General features: G+C 48.4%; 19 protein-coding genes. 12 read left to right on the top strand and 7 right to left on the bottom strand.

Annotation, left to right across the window (positions count from 1 at the left end; translation table 11 throughout):
* The first annotated feature begins 148 nt into the window (after positions 1–148).
* The 3 genes from DFR28_RS20135 (at position 149) to DFR28_RS01050 (ending at position 1,690) form a co-directional block, all read left to right on the top strand.
* A complete protein-coding gene (locus DFR28_RS20135) occupies positions 149–985 on the top strand; it encodes an RDD family protein (RefSeq protein WP_113952452.1) in 837 nt (278 codons plus the stop codon).
* Positions 986–1,049: 64 nt separating this feature from the next.
* Complete coding sequence (locus tag DFR28_RS01055; protein ID WP_113952451.1) at positions 1,050–1,448, top strand: hypothetical protein; 399 nt, start codon at positions 1,050–1,052, stop codon at positions 1,446–1,448.
* Between the two features lie 11 nt (positions 1,449–1,459).
* Positions 1,460–1,690, top strand: a complete 231-nt coding sequence (locus tag DFR28_RS01050; protein ID WP_113952450.1) for a TIGR02647 family protein — start codon at positions 1,460–1,462, stop codon at positions 1,688–1,690.
* A 190-nt stretch (positions 1,691–1,880) separates the two neighbouring features.
* On the opposite strand, the gene DFR28_RS01045 is transcribed toward DFR28_RS01050, so the two are convergent.
* Positions 1,881–2,195 carry a hypothetical protein gene (locus tag DFR28_RS01045; protein WP_113952449.1) on the bottom strand — a complete coding sequence of 105 codons (315 nt, stop codon included), beginning with the start codon at positions 2,193–2,195 and terminating at the stop codon, positions 1,881–1,883.
* A 358-nt stretch (positions 2,196–2,553) separates the two neighbouring features.
* On the opposite strand from DFR28_RS01045, the gene DFR28_RS01040 reads away from it, so the two are divergent.
* Together DFR28_RS01040 and DFR28_RS01035 are read left to right on the top strand one after the other, a co-directional pair.
* A complete protein-coding gene (locus DFR28_RS01040; RefSeq protein ID WP_113952448.1) occupies positions 2,554–2,931 on the top strand; it encodes a VOC family protein in 378 nt (125 codons plus the stop codon).
* Positions 2,932–3,009: 78 nt separating this feature from the next.
* Positions 3,010–5,178 (top strand): penicillin acylase family protein, encoded by a 2,169-nt coding sequence (locus DFR28_RS01035; RefSeq protein ID WP_113952447.1) that lies wholly within the window; start codon positions 3,010–3,012, stop codon positions 5,176–5,178.
* A gap of 42 nt (positions 5,179–5,220) precedes the next feature.
* On the opposite strand, the gene DFR28_RS01030 is transcribed toward DFR28_RS01035, so the two are convergent.
* A complete protein-coding gene (locus DFR28_RS01030; protein ID WP_113952446.1) occupies positions 5,221–6,747 on the bottom strand; it encodes a sulfotransferase family protein in 1,527 nt (508 codons plus the stop codon).
* Positions 6,748–6,868: 121 nt separating this feature from the next.
* On the opposite strand from DFR28_RS01030, the gene DFR28_RS01025 reads away from it, so the two are divergent.
* Positions 6,869–8,005: a glycosyltransferase family 4 protein gene (locus DFR28_RS01025; RefSeq protein ID WP_113952445.1), complete on the top strand. Its 1,137-nt coding sequence runs from the start codon at positions 6,869–6,871 to the stop codon at positions 8,003–8,005.
* A 185-nt stretch (positions 8,006–8,190) separates the two neighbouring features.
* Entirely contained in the window at positions 8,191–10,068 is a 1,878-nt protein-coding gene (locus DFR28_RS01020; RefSeq protein ID WP_113952444.1) for a peptidylprolyl isomerase, read from the top strand.
* A 97-nt stretch (positions 10,069–10,165) separates the two neighbouring features.
* On the opposite strand, the gene DFR28_RS01015 is transcribed toward DFR28_RS01020, so the two are convergent.
* From DFR28_RS01015 to DFR28_RS01000, 4 genes are all read right to left on the bottom strand, one after another.
* The gene (locus DFR28_RS01015; RefSeq protein ID WP_113952443.1) at positions 10,166–11,365 is read right to left on the bottom strand and encodes an ABC transporter permease; all 1,200 of its coding nucleotides are present in this window, start codon (positions 11,363–11,365) and stop codon (positions 10,166–10,168) included.
* Positions 11,366–12,097 carry an ABC transporter ATP-binding protein gene (locus DFR28_RS01010; protein WP_113952442.1) on the bottom strand — a complete coding sequence of 244 codons (732 nt, stop codon included), beginning with the start codon at positions 12,095–12,097 and terminating at the stop codon, positions 11,366–11,368.
* Positions 12,094–13,566 (bottom strand): alpha/beta hydrolase, encoded by a 1,473-nt coding sequence (locus tag DFR28_RS01005; protein WP_113952441.1) that lies wholly within the window; start codon positions 13,564–13,566, stop codon positions 12,094–12,096. Before DFR28_RS01005 ends, DFR28_RS01010 begins: the two co-directional genes overlap by 4 nt.
* Positions 13,567–13,693: 127 nt before the next feature.
* Positions 13,694–14,728, bottom strand: a complete 1,035-nt coding sequence (locus DFR28_RS01000; protein WP_113952440.1) for an AraC family transcriptional regulator — start codon at positions 14,726–14,728, stop codon at positions 13,694–13,696.
* A 73-nt stretch (positions 14,729–14,801) separates the two neighbouring features.
* On the opposite strand from DFR28_RS01000, the gene DFR28_RS00995 reads away from it, so the two are divergent.
* The 5 genes from DFR28_RS00995 (at position 14,802) to DFR28_RS00975 (ending at position 20,607) form a co-directional block, all read left to right on the top strand.
* Positions 14,802–15,656 carry a LytR/AlgR family response regulator transcription factor gene (locus tag DFR28_RS00995; protein ID WP_170131920.1) on the top strand — a complete coding sequence of 285 codons (855 nt, stop codon included), beginning with the start codon at positions 14,802–14,804 and terminating at the stop codon, positions 15,654–15,656.
* A 152-nt stretch (positions 15,657–15,808) separates the two neighbouring features.
* Positions 15,809–16,519 (top strand): DUF2306 domain-containing protein, encoded by a 711-nt coding sequence (locus tag DFR28_RS00990; RefSeq protein ID WP_113952438.1) that lies wholly within the window; start codon positions 15,809–15,811, stop codon positions 16,517–16,519.
* A 111-nt stretch (positions 16,520–16,630) separates the two neighbouring features.
* On the top strand, positions 16,631–17,815 hold the full coding sequence (locus DFR28_RS00985) for a hypothetical protein (protein WP_113952437.1): 1,185 nt from the start codon (positions 16,631–16,633) through the stop codon (positions 17,813–17,815).
* A 29-nt stretch (positions 17,816–17,844) separates the two neighbouring features.
* The gene (locus DFR28_RS00980) at positions 17,845–18,750 is read left to right on the top strand and encodes a bile acid:sodium symporter family protein (protein WP_113952436.1); all 906 of its coding nucleotides are present in this window, start codon (positions 17,845–17,847) and stop codon (positions 18,748–18,750) included.
* A gap of 90 nt (positions 18,751–18,840) precedes the next feature.
* The gene (locus DFR28_RS00975; RefSeq protein WP_113952435.1) at positions 18,841–20,607 is read left to right on the top strand and encodes an N-acyl-D-amino-acid deacylase family protein; all 1,767 of its coding nucleotides are present in this window, start codon (positions 18,841–18,843) and stop codon (positions 20,605–20,607) included.
* 53 nt (positions 20,608–20,660) lie between these two features.
* On the opposite strand, the gene trhA is transcribed toward DFR28_RS00975, so the two are convergent.
* The gene (gene trhA / locus DFR28_RS00970) at positions 20,661–21,272 is read right to left on the bottom strand and encodes a PAQR family membrane homeostasis protein TrhA (RefSeq protein ID WP_113952434.1); all 612 of its coding nucleotides are present in this window, start codon (positions 21,270–21,272) and stop codon (positions 20,661–20,663) included.
* Between the last annotated feature and the right edge of the window lie 43 nt (positions 21,273–21,315).

Genomic DNA, 21,315 nt, shown 5'->3' with positions numbered 1-21,315 from the left:
ATTAGACATAATGTATATCAAATCAATGGTCGTTATGTGAAGTAAGTAGCGATGAAAAGATTTTGTTTTAGGTTCAGTGGCAAAAATCAGCTAAGCTCACGCTACTGACTAACGAACCAACAAAAATAGTATTTGATGCATTAGGATAATGACGGTATCAGAAAAAACTAAAAATTACGTTACCCCTTATGCGTTTACCGTGTCGAAAGAGCTACTGGGAAAACGTCTAGCCAGCCCCCATAAACGCGCTGTCGCGATCACGGTGGACATGTTGCTGGTTGCGGTAATTGCGACATTCAACGGCCTAATTTTGGTCGCATTATTGGGCTCTCTCGCATTGATTCAAGGCTTTAAAGCGCTGATTTACCGTAACCGAGTCGGCCAAGCCATCGCTTTGTTAAGCACTAGTGCATGCTGCCTGATGATACTTGGCGTTAGCCTCTATAGCGGCAACTCGTTTAAGTTTGACAGTGACCAAGTGGTCGTTCCGCAGATCGCTGAGTTTGACGCTTCAGTACCGGCTGAAGTTGGCGAGGAGTCCTTACCTAACCCAAGTGAGGCCTCTTCTGTTACGGACCAAGATACAGACGAGCTGAACAAGAATGAGTCTGAACCTCCCAGTGTGGTGGCTTGGCTGCATGGCTTAGTATCAGACCTTGGCTTAAGTTTTGGCTGGGCAGCGTTTTATTTTACGGTCTTCGTTGCTTGGATGGATGGCCAAACACCGGGTAAAAAACTGGTTGGTACAAAAATTATTCGTATCGATGGTAAGCCGTTAAGTTTATGGGACAGCTTCGGTCGTTACGGTGGATACGGAGCTGGCTTCGCGACCGGTCTACTCGGTTTTCTCCAAGTGTATTGGGATCAAAATAGACAGGCGATTCAAGACAAAATTGCTGAGACCATGGTCGTCGATCTGCGTAAACCATGCATTGAGGTTGGTCGGTCAAATCCCCCATTGGGTAATGACGGAGTCAACGCCTAACAAGCTTATCGTTACGCTGCTTAGAACTCGGTGAATAATGCCATTACTCAGATTAGGAGTTTTCATGCACGCTATTGAAGGTAATATTAAGTGGATAATGTTGGTGGTTGGTCTGATCACATGCAGTACTCTGTTAGTTGTTATCAGTCCACAGGCTGGCTTGATGAGCATGTTCGGCGCATTGCCAAGCGCTCTTGATGAGGGCGTTACACAAATATTGGTGCGTAACTGGGGAGCCTTGATTGCCTTAGTTGGCGGTATGTTGATCTATGCGGCATTCAGGCCTGCGCTGCGTAGTTTTTCAATAGTTGTCGCTTGTATTAGCAAAGCGACCTTTATTAGCTTAGTCTTGGGGTTCGGTGGGGATTATTGGGATCAAGCTCTATTTGCAATTGTATTCGACAGTGCAGCAATAGTGATTTTTCTGATGTATCTTTTTTCCACCGATTCAAATCAATCATAAAGGAGGCGCGAATGCCATTTTCTAATGAACTGTTGGATGAACTTAGTGTCTTGGCCTTGTTCAATCTGGATACTGACCTAGAGGGCATCAAAGTCCACTCGACGGCTGGTGACGGTAAGGTTGTAGCGGCTAAGCGCTTATACGAAAAAGGCTTAACGTCGCAGGTGGATGGGGGGTATTTGACCAGTCTTGGACGCACTGCGGCTGAGCACGCTCAGGCTTTGCTGCAAATTTTGCGATAGGTTTTGGATATCTCATAAATCCAAAACGTCGTTACCAGTAGGGCCGAAGCCAGTGTAAATCACAGTAAATGCCCAAGCGGGCAAATCGTAAAACAATAGCTCGGTCATCCAAACTTAAATGAACGAGCCGGAGTCAACGATTTCGCCTGCTTGTTTTGGCGTTGGCAATACTTTTCTAGTAAGCAAGGACTCAGGCTGCGTATGATTCTACGTAGCTCACGCAGAGGCCAAATTCTTGATAGTCCTCCACTACTAGATTACATCGCTCGTGAATTGTGCCGACATGGCGCAACTCTTCAGCGAGTTGGTGTAAGTTATCAAGTAGGTGAGTGCGTAACTCCGTGAGCGGAGCTTGGCGTAGAATTATCTCGAGCTTGGTGAATAGTTCTGGATCTCGTAGAGACACGGTTCTGCTTGTCATTGAATGGGTTTGCCGCGCAATGTTAGAAATTTTCTGAAGTTGGCGACCCGTTAGTTTGGTAGGCGTTAATATTTCATTGTACATGCTGATCTCCTTTCCCTTTTTTGATAGCAATAGACGGCACCGAATACCCAAATGATTCTTTAATCGGCGTTAATTGAACTGAGTCAACGTTGGTCCATGCTGACTCTCTATGTGGTTAATGCTACGCCGATAAACGCTATCTACAATCACCCGATTGGATGATTTTTGGGCAAAACTCACGGTTTTAGCGGCTAATTGTACAAATTATGATGATGCTTGCTGTTGGGCGATGGGGTATTGGAGAGTTGTCGCGTTAATGTATGGCTGAATCGTTCTTCGTCGGTGGACGCCGCGTTGTGCTTAGCGGTAACCTTTATTGCACCAAGAGACGAGCATATAGCGCTTTAACGGAGAGGCAATGAGTGAACCAATTAGTGTAAGTGGGGTAGGGCAAATTGCTCGAACCGTAAGTGACCTTGCCCAATCAGTCGCGTGGTATTCCGATGTGCTGGGACTGAGGCATCTTTATACCTTTGGCAATATGGCATTTTTTGAGTGTGGAGAAACGCGGTTAATGCTGACTGAGACGGAAGCCTTAGCGCCGGAGTCTATCGTCTACTTCTCATCGTCGGATATTGTTGGCGATAGCAATACCTTGATAGCGCGAGGAGTTGAATTTGTTCAAGCTCCACAGTTGGTACACCAACATGAGGATGGTTCGCAGGAGTGGATGGGGTTCTTCAACGATCCAGATGGCAGACCGTTAGGGTTGATGGAGCGGCGAGTCGGTAACTAACCGCTAAGGCTCCTTCACACAACGGTAGTCACGCGCTCAGTATCATGCAGTCAAATAATTAGAAAAGTGGTTGGAACGATGAAAAGAATTCTCAAGGTGTTACTGGGGCTGGTTGGGGTCTTGATTTTGGCGGCATTAGTGTGGCTTTACGATCCATTGCCGGCGACGCCATCTGCGGCGTCGCTAAGCAAAGGCATGGCCGACTACCCCGTGGAGATCATTCGAGATCAATGGGGCGTGCCACATATTTTTGGTAAGACCGATGCTGACGTTAGTTTTGGGTTGGCGTATGCGCATGCCGAAGACGACTATCAAACCACGCAAGAAACCATTGCCGCGACTCGTGGCGTGCTAGCTCGGTATCGTGGTGCGAAAGCTGCGCCGACCGACTATATCGTGGCGCTGATGGGCATTTGGAAGACTGTCGATAGTCGCTACCAGCAAGATGTGCCCGACGATGTTAAAGCCATTGCCACCGCTTATGCAGAAGGCTTAAATTTGTATGCGGCTCATCACCCTGATAAAACCTGGGACGGCTTAGCTCCCTTTACCGCGCAAGATGTGGTTGCTGGATTTATGTTTAAAACGCCGTTTTTCTATAGTCTTGATAAATCTTTACTGAGTTATTTTGATGTTGAGCGCGACTTAGAGCTGGCGTTAGCGCCAAACGCGCAGCAGCAAGCATTACAGGTTCGACCTGCACAAGGCGGTGAGTTGGGGTCGAATGCTATGGCTGTTGCGGCAAAACGTTCAGGCGACGCGACGACGCGTTTGCTGATTAATTCACACCAACCAATGACCGGCCCAGTGGCCTGGTATGAAGCGCACGCGGTGTCAGAAGAAGGGTGGAATATGTTGGGCGGTGTGTTTCCAGGTACACCTGTTATTCTGCATGGGTTCAGTCCAAATTTAGGATGGGCCAACACGGTAAATCATATCGATTTAGTCGATAGCTATGTGTTAACGCGAAACCCCAACAACGAATTACAGTATCGACTGGACGACAAGTGGCAAGATTTTGCAGTCGAAGAGCTGACCATTAAGGTCAAACTATTTGGGCCTTTTCATTATCCGGCAACACGCCGAGTATTACGCAGTGTGCATGGGCCGGTAATCGAAGCCGGCGATAATACAATCGCTATACGCTACGCGGGTATGGACGAGATACGTCAGTTGGAACAATATTACCGCTTAAATAAGAGCCAAAATTTTGCTCAGTTTACTCAGTCGATGGCACTCAACGCGCTACCCAGCATTAATTATATCTACGCCGACCGTGCCGATAATATCGGTTTTATTCACAATGCCCAGTACCCAGCTCGAGCCGATGGCTGGGATTGGTCTAAAGATCTACCTGGCGATCGAAGCGATTTAATTTGGCAAGGCTACCGACCTTATTCGGAGGTGCCAAAATTGATCAACCCGAAATCTGGCTTGGTGTTTAATGCCAATAATACGCCTTTTAATGCGACCGATGGGCCTGACAATTTAAGCGCAGACCAGTTTCCGGCGTCGATGGGGCTAGCGACTAACCAAACCAATCGTTCCCTGCGATTTATGGAAATGAATGATGGTGTTCAGACGCTCGACCGTGACGCGATACTGGCACAAAAGTTTGATACACGTTACTCCCAAGACTCTGATTATGTGGCGATCATCAATAAGGTTCTACAGCTCGACTTGAGCGACAAGCCAGTGCTGGCGGCAGCTCAGGCACATTTGCAAGCGTGGGATCTGAATACCGATATTGACAACCCGCATGCCGCATTAGCTATCGTTTTGCTACGACAGATTATCCGCGGTGAGTCGCCAGATGATCATTCTGATGCAGCACTTGTCAGCGCATTGAGTGATGCGGTTACGTACATGAATAAGCATTTCGATGGATACCAAGTGCCTTGGGGCACGGTCAATCGTTTGGTACGCGGTGACACGGATGTGCCGATCAGCGGTGGCCCTGATATTTTGCGGGCGATTTATTCAATAGGTTACACGCCGGATGAAAAGCCTAAGGCGACCCACGGTGATACTTGGATTGCATTGGTTGAGTGGAACGCAAACGGGCTGCTTGACGCTAATTTAATTCACCAATTTGGTAGCGCAACGTCGGATACCCGCTCGCCTCATTTTGACGATCAAGCACCACTGTTCGCGAGTGAGCAGTGGCGCAAAGCTGAATTTGATAAAGCCACGCTACGCGCCCAAGCGGAACGAATTTATCGTCCGCAAGACTTTTCCGTGCAATAAGTTATTGCTACGAAGATTTCACTTGTTGGCCTTGTGCTGGGCTTAAAGCAGCCCAGCGTGATCCAATTGTTCGGCAAGCGGGCTGAGTTGTGTTGCATATCGCTTCCAGCGGTCTATGCCATGTGAAAAAATCGGCTGCCGTACTTGTTTGGCACTCAGCGTTTTAACCACGCGCGACGATTGATGTGGAGCGTAGCAGGCTGGATCGTCTGTGAGCCCACAAAATGCTAATACTTGAGCAATGATTTCATTTGGGCGCGTTACTAACTCTTCGTATTGTATGCGCATTACGAACTCGGGCGTAACCGTTTGCCAGTGCTGGATCAAGCTGTTGTAACTCGCATACATTTTAGCAATCTCGTCAAATTGATAACTAAACTTCGCGCCTTGACCGCCAAATAATTGACGATAACAACCAAACGCCACGTCCATTGGTGCGCGATCTACCACAATTACTTTGGCGTTGGGTAGACTCGCCTTAATTACCCCAATCGAGCGATGATTAAACTGATTCTTATCGGTCACGATAGTTTTGTCACCACGTACAAAACGCATATTGTGGACATAGGCATTTCCTATCTTGGCCCAATCGCTTTTGCTACGCGTTGACAGCCATTGGTTGACCGGAATGCGTTCACCAGAGGTCATCTGTACTCGTTTGATGGCGTTTGATAGCGCCGTGTATTCGTCGCCACCAGCAACATCTGGGTGGCTGGCGATGATTTGCTCGACTAAGGTTGTGCCGCTACGTGGCATACCCATGATGAATATAGGTGTTACTGCCGCGTCTGGAGCTGGGTCGAGGCTCTGCATATAAGCCGTATTAAAAATTTCTTTGGCGCTGTTATCGATCGCAATTTCAGCATCCAGATCATAGTTGAAAGTACGTCGTTTAAGGCCATTAGCAATCTGCAGATGCTCGAAGGCCATAGCGTCCTGGCCTGTTTTTTCGGCTAGTTTGTAAGCAGCGAAGTGGCAAAAATGCGCTTGCGGTGTGGCTAGTTTGCTAGAGGCAATAGTCTGCGTTACCGCATCTAAGTCGACTTGTGGAGCTGTGCTGTAATCGGCGCGATGCCAATGTGCAGGGGCGAAGTCTGGGTTTAGCTTGAGGGCTTGATCAAAACACGCTTTGGCATTTTTGGCATTGCCGACCTCGGTGTAGTAAACGCCAAGAATATTGTGTAGCGTAGGTTCGTTGGGGTTAACGGCGACGACATCTTTGACTGATTCGATAAGTTCTTGATGACGAAACATATGTTGCAGAGCATCAAGTCGCCGCGAAAAAGTTACTTTGCAGTTGGGTTGCGAGGCGAGTCGCTCAGTGGTCACTTGGAGCAAATCCTCAAACATAAAAAGATCGAGTAGGCGCTGATAAAACGCATTGAGCAAACGGATCGCATAAGGGTTTGCTTGAGTAAGTCGATGGTAGTGTACCAGCGCTCGCTGTATGTCCTGCTCGGCAATGCTATCTAACATATACATGGCTTCGTCTTCTGAGATAGCTTTCTGCACTCCGTTTTGAGTGTAAATAACGGGTCGATCGCCAGCGGGTTGGGTATTTTCAGTCATGCTTAGGACACAAATAATTATCGTTATTTTTTAGCGCTACGAAGCTACCCCAATTCGGCTTGAAAAAGTAGGGCAGCACATTCATTATCGGATTAAATTTCGTATTACACAGAGCGCACGAATGGGTTTCAAGGTCGTTTTTCTGACAAATCAAGCGTCTTATCATCAGATGGATTACGCACGCGCTATGGTGGCATGCCTTGGTGTAGACAATTTTCGAATTGTGTTTCAAAAGCCCACATCCGACGCTCGCGCAGAAATGGGCTGGCAAGATGATTACCGCGATGCTTGCATCATCCGTTGGTGGAAGTCTGACGCAGATCAAGCATTGGCGCGAGAATGGATCGCCACGGCCGATGTCGTGTTGCAAGGACGTTTTCCGATCAATGAGGTGCGCAAGCGCATTCGGCAGGGTCGCTTAACCATTGCGTGCCAAGAACGACTCTGGAAACGTGCGCCGAACTGGTTGCGCCGAGTATCACGCCTTCCCCATTTGTATAAAAATTATTATTCGGTCGATGTTGCTAACTACCACTTCTTTGCGATCGGTGCGTTTGCGGCCGCAGATTTGCGCGGCCTAGGCGTGTTCGCGAACCGCATGTGGCAGTTTGGCTATTTTATTGATGCGCCGGATTATCCTGAAAAGTTACAGTCCGACGTGCCGATTCAACTGTTGTGGTGCGCCAGATTGAGCGCCGTCAAACAGCCGATCAAGGCGGTTCATATGCTCAGAGATTTACTGAAAAAAGGTTTAGATTGCCATTTGACTCTGATTGGCGATGGCGACCTGCGGACAGCGGTGGCTGCTGAAATAGACCGCTTAGGATTGGCATCGAGCATTGATATGGTCGGTTGGCAGACTCAAGATCAAGTGCGCGAACATATGGCACGAGCCGATCTGTTTATAATGACCAGCCATCATGGCGAGGGCTGGGGTATGGTGGTCAATGAAGCGATGAGTTATGGATGTTGTGTACTGGCTAACCAAGAGCTCGGTGCCGCCGCTTGGTTGGTTGAGGACGAGGTCACGGGCTTTTTGTATGACGACCAACACGTGTCCGAAGTAGTCGATAGGATTGCTAATTTAACGCGAGATCAATTACAAGCAATGGGTCGGGCTGGACATCAACGAATGCACCAACAGTGGTCGGCTAAGGTGGCGGCTGATCGCACGGTGGCATTAAGCAACGCGCTGCTAAATCAGGATTTAGGCGTCGCTCGAGCATTGTTTCCTGATGGGCCGTGCTCACCGCTTTAGGTTGGGCATTTCGGCTTTTATCGGTAATGTTGCTTACTAGCCCGAGTTAGTCAATCTTGTCATCGTAGGCTTGAAGTCCCTGTCGGTGCTTGTGATACTAGCCATTCCTGGTGAACGTGTCACAGGGCTAAGGGTCTGTGACATGCTTCTCGTTGATCGATTTCTATTTCTTTATTGGACTTTATATGCGTTTACGACACTTATTAGCCGTCGCTCGATTGGTTTTTCTGTTTTCTGTTTTTTTCGCGGCATCCGCGGCTCATGCCTGGGGCGAGCGCGGCCATGACGTGGTAACAAGAGTTGCCGTGCAGCATTTGCGAGTCCTAGCAGACGACAACGCGGCGTTGATTAAACCGTTTGCTGCACGTGACCATATGTTAGCGCACCTGTCGAACGTGCCCGATATAGTGTGGCGTGCACCGTACATGAGTCAATCCGACCGCGACGCGAATTACACAACGCATTTCATTAATTTGGAGCGAGTTTATCCGGAGGTGCGAACCTACACCGATTTGCCGGTGGACTTTAGTCGCTACGACGCAGACTCAATAGCCAAAGGCTTAACGGCGTTCGAAGTCGGCACGGCTCCGTGGCGCATCTTACAGCTTCATGCGGAGATGGTAGCGGCGATGAAACTGGCGGGACAAGCTGAGACCCGACAACAAACCGAAGACAGCGTTAATCAAGTGTTGCTGTATGCAGGCCTGATGTCTCATTTCGTTGGTGATCTTGCTAATCCCCACCACACCACCGCTAATTATGATGGTCAACTCACGGCTCAGAAGGGCTTGCATGGCTACTTTGAATCGGACGTTGTGTCAGCTCTACCGCTTGATTTGCCAGCTAAGGTTTACGCGTATGCGCAAGATGCTGCTTGGTTATCTGAGTATGAGGCAGGCGAAGTTGACCTTATTGAGGCGGATCCTCAGACACTAGTTTGGGCTTTGTTAGCGGAAAGCCACCAAGACTTAAACACTTTGTTGGCGTTAGATAAAACCCATTCACTAGTTAAGGGCAGTGACGACCCAGAGGTGCGAGCCGAGCGTAAGTCGCCCAATTTGATTGCGTCCGAGTATGAGGGCTTCGCGGTAAAACGTTTGGCGGTCGGTGCCATTGCGCTGTCTAAGTTGTGGCTATTGGCTTGGGAGCAGGCCGGTCAGCCAGATCTTTCAAGCTATCGGAGTTATATCTATCCAGTACAGCCTGATTTTGTTGAGCCGAATTATTTTGCGCCGACACATGTCAGCACTGAAGCAAACAAAAATGATGATGACACATGGCGAACGCTGGATTTGGATCGTGTGATTGTTATGCAGCTGGCGAGCGGTAAGGTGGTCATAGAATTGGCCCCTCAGTTTGCACCTAAGCACGTTGAGAATATTTTGTTAATGGCTAAACAGGGCTATTTTGACGGGCTCGGTGTGGTGCGGTCGCAAGAAAATTATGTTGCGCAATGGGGCGATCCCAAAGAAGGTACTGAGCATGCCAAACCGTTAGGCGATGCCGTAGAAAAGGTAAAAGTCGAATTTTTTGTGGATCCCGAGGATGCGGGGTTTACACCGATTGAAAGTCGCGATGCCTATGCAGACAAGGTGGGTTTTGTCGCAGGGTTTCCGACCGCAAGCGATGGTAAGCGCGCTTGGTTGACGCATTGCAATGGCATGGTTGGGGTTTCGCGTGGCATGGGCGATGACAGTGGAAATGGTTCAGGACTATATGTAGTAACTGGCCATTCGCCGCGACATTTGGATCTTAACGTCACCTTAGTAGGGCGTGTTTTACAAGGTATGGAACATCTAAGCACCTTGCCGCGCGGTACTGGCCCACTGGGATTTTATGAATCAGCCGAGGAAATAGCCCCAATTGAGTCGGTTAAAGTGGCCAGTTCACTTCCGGCCGGAGCCTTGAATCTGCAAGTAATGAGAACCGATAGTCAAGCATTTGCCGACCATGTAGCTGACCGCACCACTCGCAGTGAGGAGTGGTTTTTAGAGCCGACCGGTCGAATCAGTGTGTGTAATGTCGCGATTCCAACCCGGCCCGCTCCACCAATAACCAAGTAGTTTCAAGCGCTGGCTTGCGAAAGACTTAGGCCGTGAGCGAATCTTTAGTTGTTCGCTCGCGGCCTACTTTTTCTGTTTGGCGCAGAAACCGGACTAGTTAGCCAAGAATGCGTTCTCGTTGATAAAGCTTAACTGCAAGCAAGGCGAGTAACAGCGCTAATAAGGTGCTAGCGCCCATCGAGAGTGCTACTAGGTTCCACGCAATATCTTCACCTTTGAAGGTTTGAATAATGATCAAACCTTGGCTAAAGCTGGGGATCCACATGTTGCTCAAAGAGGGCTGTGGCGACATCATCATCAACAACATCAGTGGCAAGCTGGGAATGATCATCATCATGCCGAGGTACGATTGTGCTTCTTTGTAACTCTTGGTGAATGACGCGAGTAACACCATTAGCGCGCTCCCGAGTAATACAAAAGGTAAGCAGGCAATAAAGGTTTTAACAATAATCGCGCTATCAATTGATAATGAAATCATGTCTATCGGCACGTAGTCCATAGACAAGCCGATGCCGATTAATACTAATAGCAGTGTCAGCGCTGAAAATACCACGGTGGCACCAAGCTTAGCGAGCAGGATGGTGCTCCTAGAAATTGGTTGTGTTAACAGCGGCTCCAACGAGCCTTTTTCACGTTCGCCTGCCGTGGTATCGATTGCCAAATACATTCCACCAACCATGATAAATAAAATAATCAGGTAAGGCATCATACTCAGTACCTGTGCATTACGGGCTTGCGGTGATGCTACGTCTGAGACATTAATCTGTACTGCTTTTACGATACTTGGATTTACGCCACGGGCGACTAGCCGCATAGATCCAATCTGGGAACTGTAGGTTAGTAGCGCTTTTTGTACGGTTCGGTAACCAATTTTGTCGAGACCGGAGATTGAGCTGTCATGGATTAATCGTACTGGGGCACTTTCACCAGCGGTAAACGCCGCCGCGTAGTTTTCCGGCACCACTAACACCACGCGAAGCTCGCCACGTTTTACGGCTTGTTCTGGTTCACTGGGAGGCGCTACGATTTCAATGTTATTCTGCGCTAGCCAAGTCATTAAGTTTGGCGCATTATCAGCGCCGACAACCGGTAGCTGAGTTGGCTCAGCATTGACTAAGTCGGTTTCTTCTTTGACGGTTTTTTCAGCAAACCACAGAAAGCCAAATAGTAATAATGGGCCGACTACAATAGACACGGCCATGGTGGTAAGTGTGCGACGATCACGCAAGTTGTCGATGACTTCTTTGCGCAGTATCGTCCAGAAGCCACGTAGATTATTAATGTTATGTGTTTGCATTTATACCAACCCCTCTTCTGATCCAATCGCCTTCACGAAGGCATCCTCTAAGTTCGATTCGCCGGTGGCTGTTCTTATCTGATCTGGTGATCCGCTGGCCGACACTTTACCGCCCGAGATGATCACTATTTCGTCACAGAGTGCGGCGACTTCCTGCATCACATGACTGGAAAATAGCACACAGTGACCTTCTTGCTTTAGCCGTTGAATTACTTGTCTTAAGCCACGTGTGGCCATCACATCCAAACCATTAGTGGGTTCGTCGAGTAGGACATTGCGAGGGTTGTGAACTAGGGCTCGTGCTAATGCGACCTTGGTTTTTTGTCCCTGCGAAAAGCCTTTAGCGCGTCGCTCGATAAACTCTTGCATGTCGAGCAAGTCAGCAAGTTCATCAACACGTGCTTGCAGCGCTTTGCCACGTAAGCCGTGCAGCTCTCCAAAGTATGCAATGTTTTCACGCGCCGTTAATCGTTCGTAAACACCAGCTCCGTGCGTGAGTACGCCAATTGAGGCGCGCACTGACACGCTGTGTTTGACAATGTCGAATTGATCAATCGTGGCTGACCCTGAGTCTGGTCGAAACGCGGTATACAGCATGCGCAAAGTGGTTGATTTACCAGCGCCATTGGGACCTAGTAAACCGGTGATTTTGCCATCATCTGCATTAAACGACACGCCATCGACGGCCTTCACCTTGCCGAAACTCTTCTTCAAATTATTAACTTGGATCATGGCTTAGGTCCTGTGCTGTCGACGAAAAATGGCATAGCACGTTCGCGCTCAATGCATGTGGGGTTGAAATCTTCAAAATTTGCTGCAACGACAAAATCCCTTGCTAGGGCTGGAACACAGCCGCGGCTGATTACGCCGTGGCCATGGGCCGGAACTACTAGATGGCGGGAGTTGGCGAGCATGGTGTGGGCGCGTTCGCCATTCTCTGGTGGCGTGATCGGATCAGTCTCGCCAGACAGAATGAGTACTGGCACGGATGATTCAAATGGGTCTCTAAAATCCTCGTCCATAGTACCCTGTGGCCAAACTTTACAGGCCACTTCGACTGATTTGCGTATTGCATCGCTCATATAAGTGTCTTCGACGCCGGCGTGATCTGACTCGTTTACAAAAGGATAATCTTCAGCACACATCACCGAGTACTGCATCCCCATTGCAAAGCCGTCAGTCATGGAGCGTTCAATTAACAAATATTGAGCCGCCAGCGCAGTGTAATCTCCTTGATAAGCGTGATCGACCAATAGCGGCAGTAGCGCTAGGCCCTCAGTCGCGTAAGGCAGCATGCGAATGACACCGAATAGATGTTGCTCGGTCAGGGTTTTGGTGACTGGCTTAGCGGTGGTTGGGTCGGGAATCGTGACACTCACCGGTTGTGCTTTAAGCCGTTCGGCGAGCTGTGTAAATTTATCTAACACGTCACCAAATCGCGCTTCACAAGCGGTATCGAGTTTGCATCGCGCCGACACACCGGACAATGCAGCCTGCGATTGTCGAGCTATTTCGCCACCAGCTAGGTTAAGTCCAATATGCGCGACTCCATCTAAAATAACCGCGCGGGTTGTTTCTGGGTACCGCCGTAAATAGTGCTGAGCAACTCGTGTGCCGTAGGACACGCCATACACTGTGAGTTGTGAGTAGCCAGCCGCGATTCGCATTGCTTCTAGGTCTTGAACCGCGATGGAAGTGGTGTAATAACGCAGATCAGAAGCTGACAGTGCGGCTTTGCATTTGTTTAGTTCCGCTTCGGCTCGCACGGGGTCAAATGCTAAAAATGTGTCTTCGATTTCTGACTCAGGGCAGGACAGTTCGTTCGATCGTCCGGTGCCGCGCTGATCGATAATGATCACATCGCGTTTACTCAGTATGGTCTCGATGATTGGGTAGTAGTTGATCGCCATGTCAATCGATGAGCCGCCAGGGCCACCTTGTATAAAGGTCATAGCATCATCGGCCGGTTTGGCCGCCGTGGACGGAAACTTGGCGACAAACAGCTCTATTTGTCTGCCGTTCGGCTGATCGGGGTTCTCTGGTCTCAGTAAGCTTGCACACTCAGCGTCGCGTTCGACCGCAGCAAGTTTTATTTGGCATCGTTCAAACGCTAGCTCAGCGGCATGCAGTGTGGTTAGCGTTGAACTTGAACAAACCAGCACTAGTAGCCAGATCGCACAGTAAAAAAACGTCTTGTTCATGCAGGATGTCCCTGTGGGAGGTTAGGTGTTAATAGTAAGTTATCACAGTTGAGCTGTGAGCTAGAGTGATTGGTGATAGTTGGTGTTATATGCTTATAGTCGGCCAAATATGCTCTTTTTGTAGCGATTAAGTGCTTGGCTCATCGTTAGGTTTAGCTGTTAAGCGCTTGCGGTACTGGCCTGGCGAGGTGCCAACTATTTCTTTGAAAGCGGTATAAAAATTCGATTGAGTTTTGAATCCAGTCATTAAACTAATGGTTAGTACCGAAGTTTGTAATTCGTCGAGCAACAGCTTTTGCGCAGCTCTTACGCGGTACTCGCGTACAAAACGAGAGAAGCCGTGTCCATAATGAGTATTGATTAATTCGGAGAGTTGATGCGGAGTTAAGCTCATCATCTCAGCCATTATCGGTAAGCTCAAGTTCTCATTCTCATATTGCTTTTCATGGCGCATGAGTCGTTCTAGTTGCTGTACCTTGACGTCGGTATCAATACCCTGGAGTTTTGACTTTGCGTAAGCAAGCTCGGTGATGTCGTGCAGGTCGCCGAGTAAATGTGGGAAGAAAATAAGTGCAGCAACGATTAGTAACACTGCCCCAGATACTGAGTTGGCATACAGAACATAGTAGTAGTGATGCGGAATGAACGGCAGTGCTAGGCCAAGCCCTAGGGCCATTAATGCCATGATCGCGAATATCCCAAAGAAAAAGAGTTCGAAATGAAATCGTGTATGTTGGCCACGAAGTCGAATGACCTGTATGACAAACCATAAGGTGTAGCCGGTACCCACTATGAACGCATAAACTGGCAAATAGGCTTGCGGCAGTAATGGGCTAAATAGAATGGGTAGTAGGTGGACTAAGTCGTGTGCGCGATAGCTCACGTGGGGGAACAACACAACTCGTGTGAAGAAGAAAAAGGCGGCAGGAATCGTGACTAGCAACGCACCGTATAACGGTATGTCGAGCAATGGTGTTTGCTGAGTAAAATACAGGTAGTGGCCGATTTGCAAAAAGATCAAGCTAAGTAGCAGGATTGCGCAAGCCAGCTTGCTCAACGGGCTTTTGCGCATCTCTGGTAAAAATAAGCCATATGCGGCTAGCAACACTAACATTGCGACTACGCTGAAACCGGTAAGAATGATTGAAATATGCTGGATCATAGGTGACCGTGTCGCGTAGCGCTCTTATCTGAGGTTGGTTTCCGGTACTATTAATAACATGCCTAGTAATATCATGACTAGCTCGTTACTAAAACGTCTTAACGAGCCTTTTCCTACCCGCGACAGTGTGTCTCACGACTTGCTGAGTATCCTGTATGTGGGAGCCTTTATCACGGCGTTTCTATATTTTTTTAAACCGTTTGGCTTGCACCGTGTTCCGCATGGTCTGTTTTGGGTCTGTTTTGGTTTTGGACTGATAACGGTGTTGTTTGGATTTGGCTTCAATCTTGTTACTCGCTATGTGTTGCGAATAAAAACCGATGTTCCAAGTTGGACACTTTGGAAGTGGGTCGTGCAGTGCTTAGTTATGATTGGTTTAATCGCGTTCGCCAATACGCTGTATCTAATGGTGTTGTACCCATCTTACTTCGGTTCGCTAAGAGTCTTTTTCGGGATGCTGCGTAACACCTTGTTGATCGGTGTCGTGCCGGTCGCGTTTTCAGGCTTATTGATACAATTACGTGCGGCGACATTGAATCAGCAAACGGCGGTCGATATTGGGTCGTCTACACCGCGTTCGCCATCTTCTGAACTATTTGTCTTTGATATTTCACATGATCAGCAGTTGCGATTGCCGCATGATGATCTGGCTTATATCGAAGCCATGCAGAACTATATCGTGGTTCATTACTGGTGTGACGGCAAGTTGGCGAGTCAGGTTATCCGTGCCACCATGGCGGGGGCTGAAAAAATGCTGGCGGAGAGCCGTGTCGTACGTTGCCATCGTTCCTATTTTGTTAATACCGCGGCGGTCGCCGAGATAAGCGGTAATGCTCAAGGTTTAAAGCTTCGTTTACATAATATTGATGATCTCTATGTGCCGGTCTCGCGAACGTTTATCTCGGCGTTTAAAGCTGCGATGGCTTAAAAAGTCGCGTGTTATTTGTCCCAGTTGAGTGCAGCTAATCCCACGGCAGTGCAATTGGTCACAAAGCTTTGTTGCTGATCCCGTTTTGTTATAGCCAGAGGAATTAGCAGAATATTGTGATGGCATGTTCAATTTTTGAGTGTGTTTTTACGATGCAATTTATTAGTACGATTCTTCTTGTTATTCATGTGCTGGCCGGCGTGGCTAGCCTAATTCTGTTTTGGATACCCGCGCTGACGCGAAAAGGTGGTCGCAACCATCGATTAGCGGGGCGATGGTACGTTAAAGCAATGTGGGTAGTGGTTGTAACCGCCATCAGCCTCAGTGTGAAAAATGTGATTATCGGCGACTATGTGCTGGCCGCATTCTTAGGCTTTTTATCGTTGTTGACAGCCAAACCATTGTGGATGGGAACGGCGATTCTTAGCAGTAAGCACGGTGTTAATGCGCGCTATCGGTCTAACTTGATGGTGCTCAATGCGTTGCTGGTCATTGCTGGCGCCACACTTATTTACTACGGCATAGTTTTGGGGGCACAAGGTATAGCGGTTTTTCTATTGGTATTTGGTGGTCTAGGTCTCAGCAATATCATTGAGTTTGTCGGCTTATGGCGGGCACCTGATTCGCGTCAAATCGATTGGCGAAAACAACATATCGTGGGCATGGGTACGAGTGGTATTGCCGCACACACAGCCTTTTTAGCATTCGGTGCGAGCAGTCTTATCACAAGCTTGGTTAATAGCTATTGGGCCTTGGCTCCGTGGCTAGCTCCGACGGTTATTGGTACCATTGCTATTCGTTTGGCGGTTGGAAAATATTGTTTGGATAAGTCGAGAAATAGCGATGTGATGTTGTCGCATTAAGCGCTTAATATTATTTGGCTATCAATGTAGAAGGCGATCTGTCATGGATTTTCTGGGCTGAGCACGTCATAATCGAGTTGAATTTCTGTCGAGACGTGCGTCCAATAGCTAATGAAAAATCTGTTAATTATTCTTGTTTTTATTGCCATCATACTTTTTGCTGGCAAGTTCTATGTTGAGTACAGCTACGAAAAGGCACTCGACGACGGCATCTCGATGATTTCCTCGTATGCGGACGTGCAATACGATCGGGTCGAGTTAGGTTTGGATGGTTCGCTATCACTGCATAAGCTAGACGTTAAAATCCGCACCTCAGGTGATAGCGTTACGGTGTCGGAGATTAAGATGGAGTCGTCTGATCGCTTTTTGGCACTAAAAGGGGACTCGGCGTTTGACGGCGGTAAATTCCCAGATTCGTTTAGTCTGAGTATTGATCGATTAGAAATGGATTCTGATTTAATTGAATTAGCGCCGGAGAAAGATCAATGTCGTAACTTCAATTCAAGTTTTGTTTACTCCAAGCTTGGATTAGAGCGGATACGCGCAGATGGTCGATTTTCGTTTGATTTTCGAGATCCATATAACGCCACGGTGGGGCTTTACTACAACGATGATATTTCAACCACAGATTTCCAATGGTTAATCAACGGTGCTGAAATCGGCTCAGTTGCGATGACTGGTGAAATGCCCATTAAGGAAATGTCGGTTAGCATGGAGTTGAGTGCTGACGTGGCGAACGCCGTGGCCGAATTTTGTGCGGCTAAGTTTGAGATCACTCCTGAAGAGTTCTTGGTTAAAGTTGTGGGTTCATCAAAGTACTCGATAAACTCTTTCGGCGCAGACCTTGGGCCGGATTTTCGCGCTGCATTGATAAAATTTATGCGTGGTGGATCACAAATTGAGTTGCAATCAACGCCAAGCAAGCAGCTGTTAGATATTGGTAATGCACAGTTTTTTAAAGCTAAGGATGTGGTTCGATGGTTGAACCTGAAAATGAGTGCTGATGGCGTAGCGGTGCCGATTAATGTGATAGAACAAGTTAAACCCAAAAAGGTACAAAAAAAGGTTAAGCAAGGAAAGTACAGCAAAATTAAGGTCAGCCAAGCACGAAACTATCTCGAGCAAACGATTCGTATTAAGCGAACCGACGATCGTTCATCAGTTAAAGGCCGCTTATTAAGCGTGACTGGCGATTCATTGAATGTTGAGATCTATCGATACACCGGAGTGATGACCTTCTCGGTTCCAAAATCGGATATTGCATCGTTAGAAGTGTATACAATTATTGAAGAGTAACCCGACTGTAACCGCGTAGCGATCGACTTTTGAATTCGGCAATCGATAGCTTTACGCTTGAACTTGGGCGCGCGTCTGAGATCGGGCTCGCGATATCGCTGATACTGATGATGCTGGGCGTTGCGCTTGGGTTGAGGCCAGCGCATTTCGGTTTTTTTCGCACCGCGCCTAAAGTCTTTCTCGCTGGATTGGTCGGGCAGTTACTCGGTTTGCCTTTACTCACACTGGGGTTGTGTTTTTGGTTTCAGCCGATGCCTTCAGTGGCGCTGGGTATGATTCTGATTGCCTGCTGCCCCGGTGGCAATGTTTCGAATTTATTGGTGCTTCTGTCTCGCGGTGATATTGCTTTGTCGGTTTCACTCACCGCTGCCTCGAGTCTTAGCGCGGCGTTTATCACTCCGATTATGATTGTGTTTTGGAGTGGTCTATATCCTCCAACCGCGTCGCTGCTCGATAGTTTGAGTTTCGATGCAGTCGCTTTTTTGATTCAGACCGCTGCGCTGCTGGCATTGCCTTTAATTGTTGGCATGATCATCGCCGGCGTGTGGCCTAAATTGGCGAATCGCTTACGTGGTCCACTAGTGACTCTAGGTGGAACCGGTTTGCTGGGGATAATAATCTTAGGGTCAGTGCAATACCTTGATGAATTTTGGGCAATTGGCGGCGCGTTAATTGGTATCGTGGCAGTGCACAATGCTGCTGCATTTCTACTCGGCAATATTGTTGCTCGCTTAGCACAAGCCGACACGGCGGCCAGACGCGCGATTACGTTTGAGGTCGGCATACAAAACAGTGGTCTAGGGATTGTGATTTTGCTAACCCAACTTGGTGGACTTGGTGGCGCCGCCGCGGTGGCGGGTTTATGGGGGACTTGGCACTTAATCGCTGGATTGGCTTTGGTGCTTTTTTTTCGCACCGCCGATCGTGTATCCTAGAAGCACTATAACGAGCTGCGGAACACCGTAGCCAGAGTGCGTTACCAATTGAGTAATGCCTTTTTTTGTTTTTATCGGAGGAGTTAGAACATGTTTGATCTCAAAATCATGAATGGGCTGGTGTACGATGGGCAAGGTGGTGAGCCAGTGACAACCAATCTGGGCGTTAACGGTGGCATTATCACTGAGATTGGTGCTTGCACAGCGCCAGCTAAACACACATTAGATGCGAGTGGTTCGATTGTTACGCCAGGGTTTGTTGATGTGCATACCCATTATGATGGCCAGGTCTCTTGGGATGAAGAGCTGCAACCATCGGTGAACCACGGCGTTACTACGGTGGTACTCGGGAATTGTGGGGTCGGGTTTGCACCATGCAGAAAACAAGACCGTGAACAGCTTATTAAACTCATGGAAGGTGTGGAGGATATTCCTGGCACCGCATTACACGAGGGCATTCAGTGGGACTGGGAGAGCTTTCCAGAGTACATGGATGCGATCGAGAAGTTACCGCATACCATTGATTTCGCGGTAATGGTTCCGCATGACCCATTGCGAGTTTACGTTATGGGCGAACGTGCGATGTTTGATGAGATGGCTAACCCAGACGATATCGCAGCAATGCAATCGGCGGTTCGTTCGGCACTCGAAGCTGGCGCGGTAGGTTTTTCCACCGGCCGCAGTGACTCTCACAAGACCGCAGATGGTGATTGGACTCCCGCGAGCGAGGCCGGACAAGACGAGCTAGTGGGTATTGCTAAGGCATTCAATGGTATGCAACATGGCGTGCTACAAGCAGTGAATGATTTTGACATGGTTCGACCGCAGGATAATTTTGAAAAAGAATTTGAGCTGATGGCGGCTTACTTTCGCGCAGGCGGTCGACCGGGTTCAATGTCGCTGATGCAGAGAGATTTCGCTCCAGATGATTGGCGTAAAATTATTGCCGGTGCGGAGCAACTTAATGCCGAAGGCTTGGATATCAAACTGCAAGTGGCGCCGCGTGCGATTGGCGTATTCAATGGTTTGAACTGTACCTTTCATCCGTTGATGGGGCACCCGAGTTATATCGGTATTCGTGATAAGTCATTGGCTGAGCGTGTGGCGATAATGCGTGACCCAGAGTTCAAGGCGCAGCTGTTATCCGAAGCGCCGGTGGCTCTTGCGGGCAAGGGGTCGTCGGTTCCGCCATTGGTGGACATGATGATTGCGCAGTTTCCACAGTTGGCAGAAAAAATATTTAAATTGGATCATCAAGGGATTGTTGACTATGAGCAAGACAGTGATACGTCCATAGCTGGTATGGCTCGACGTGATGGCGTATCGGTTTGGGAGAAAGCTTACGATTTAATGCTTGAGGATGACGGCCAAACACTGCTGTATTTTCCGGTGTTTAATTACACAGAGATGAATTACGACAATGTGTATACCATGTTAACGCATCCTGCTGCGTTGCCTGGCTTATCCGACGGTGGCGCGCATGTTGGAACTATTTGTGACGCCAGCTTCCCAACTTACTTACTGACGTATTGGGCACGCGACCGAGCTAGAAAGAATCGTTCTTGCATTGAGTTGTCGCGGGCTATCCAAATGTTGACCGCCGATGGTGCTGATTACCTTGGAATGACCGATCGCGGTAGGTTGACTGAAGGTATGAAGGCTGACATCAATGTAATCGACTTTGATCATCTGTCGCTTGGTGTGCCGAAAATGGTCCAAGACTTACCCGCTGGAGGACAACGGCTATTACAACCGGTCAGCGGATACAAGGCGGTCTTTGTGAGTGGCGAACAAGTGATTGCCAACGATGAGATTTTGCCCGCGCGACCAGGGAAGTTAGTGCGAATGGCAAGCTAAGCTTGGTTCGGTGGCGGTAATTTCCATTAGATTCAACTTCGCAGTTTGCCAAGTCACAACAGGAAAATCGCGAAGTAGTGGCAAACGCTGCCGCCGATCACAAACAGGTGCCAAATGCCATGGCACCATGGGTACCAGTGATCTAGTACGTAGAAAATGACGCCGGCGGTATAAATAATTCCGCCGGTAAGTAGAAAGTAAAATCCCAACTCCGACATGCCGGCGATCATCGACTCCATGGTGAATACGCAAGCCCAGCCCATTGCTATATAGATTATGATCGGCAGAATTCTTGGCCCAGGGATGGGTAAATTTTCGATAATCATGCCGATGGCCGCTAAGCCCCAGACAACACCAAATAACCACCAACCGACCGCGCCTTGTACCGCGATCAAGGCGAACGGTGTATAGGTTCCGGCGATCAGTAGATAAATCGCGTGGTGGTCAAACTTTTGAAAAATGTCTTTTACCCGCCCTTGAAAGCTGTGATACAGGGTTGAGGTTAGATACAAGATAAAAAGCGTGGCACTGTAAATGCTGTAGCTAACAATCTTGAGTGCATTACCGTCGACGGCCGCCAGTGTAATTAATACTGATGCTCCGACTAATGCCAAAGCCGCGCCGACTAAATGGCTGATACTGTTAAAACGCTCGCCTTTGTACATGTAACCGTGTGCTTAAATTTTATAGATTAGGGTTGTTGATATA

This window comes from Arenicella xantha (genome assembly GCF_003315245.1).
GTDB lineage: Bacteria > Pseudomonadota > Gammaproteobacteria > Arenicellales > Arenicellaceae > Arenicella > Arenicella xantha.
The sequence above is the reverse complement of the archived record's forward strand: the minus strand, read 5'-3'. Positions and strand labels throughout refer to the sequence as shown.

Excerpts from the sequence above, each read along its gene's own strand:
- DFR28_RS01055 (WP_113952451.1), top strand. The coding sequence starts at position 1,050 with ATGCACGCTATTGAAGGTAATATTAAGTGGATAATGTTGGTGGTTGGT.
- DFR28_RS01015 (WP_113952443.1), bottom strand. The coding sequence starts at position 11,365 with ATGCAAACACATAACATTAATAATCTACGTGGCTTCTGGACGATACTG.
- DFR28_RS01025 (WP_113952445.1), top strand. The coding sequence starts at position 6,869 with ATGGGTTTCAAGGTCGTTTTTCTGACAAATCAAGCGTCTTATCATCAG.
- DFR28_RS01005 (WP_113952441.1), bottom strand. The coding sequence starts at position 13,566 with ATGAACAAGACGTTTTTTTACTGTGCGATCTGGCTACTAGTGCTGGTT.
- DFR28_RS00975 (WP_113952435.1), top strand. The coding sequence starts at position 18,841 with ATGTTTGATCTCAAAATCATGAATGGGCTGGTGTACGATGGGCAAGGT.
- DFR28_RS01050 (WP_113952450.1), top strand. The coding sequence starts at position 1,460 with ATGCCATTTTCTAATGAACTGTTGGATGAACTTAGTGTCTTGGCCTTG.
- DFR28_RS01000 (WP_113952440.1), bottom strand. The coding sequence starts at position 14,728 with ATGATCCAGCATATTTCAATCATTCTTACCGGTTTCAGCGTAGTCGCA.
- DFR28_RS01035 (WP_113952447.1), top strand. The coding sequence starts at position 3,010 with ATGAAAAGAATTCTCAAGGTGTTACTGGGGCTGGTTGGGGTCTTGATT.
- DFR28_RS01010 (WP_113952442.1), bottom strand. The coding sequence starts at position 12,097 with ATGATCCAAGTTAATAATTTGAAGAAGAGTTTCGGCAAGGTGAAGGCC.
- DFR28_RS01040 (WP_113952448.1), top strand. The coding sequence starts at position 2,554 with ATGAGTGAACCAATTAGTGTAAGTGGGGTAGGGCAAATTGCTCGAACC.
- DFR28_RS01020 (WP_113952444.1), top strand. The coding sequence starts at position 8,191 with ATGCGTTTACGACACTTATTAGCCGTCGCTCGATTGGTTTTTCTGTTT.
- DFR28_RS01030 (WP_113952446.1), bottom strand. The coding sequence starts at position 6,747 with ATGACTGAAAATACCCAACCCGCTGGCGATCGACCCGTTATTTACACT.
- DFR28_RS01045 (WP_113952449.1), bottom strand. The coding sequence starts at position 2,195 with ATGTACAATGAAATATTAACGCCTACCAAACTAACGGGTCGCCAACTT.
- trhA (WP_113952434.1), bottom strand. The coding sequence starts at position 21,272 with ATGTACAAAGGCGAGCGTTTTAACAGTATCAGCCATTTAGTCGGCGCG.
- DFR28_RS00985 (WP_113952437.1), top strand. The coding sequence starts at position 16,631 with ATGAAAAATCTGTTAATTATTCTTGTTTTTATTGCCATCATACTTTTT.
- DFR28_RS00990 (WP_113952438.1), top strand. The coding sequence starts at position 15,809 with ATGCAATTTATTAGTACGATTCTTCTTGTTATTCATGTGCTGGCCGGC.
- DFR28_RS00995 (WP_170131920.1), top strand. The coding sequence starts at position 14,802 with ATGACTAGCTCGTTACTAAAACGTCTTAACGAGCCTTTTCCTACCCGC.
- DFR28_RS20135 (WP_113952452.1), top strand. The coding sequence starts at position 149 with ATGACGGTATCAGAAAAAACTAAAAATTACGTTACCCCTTATGCGTTT.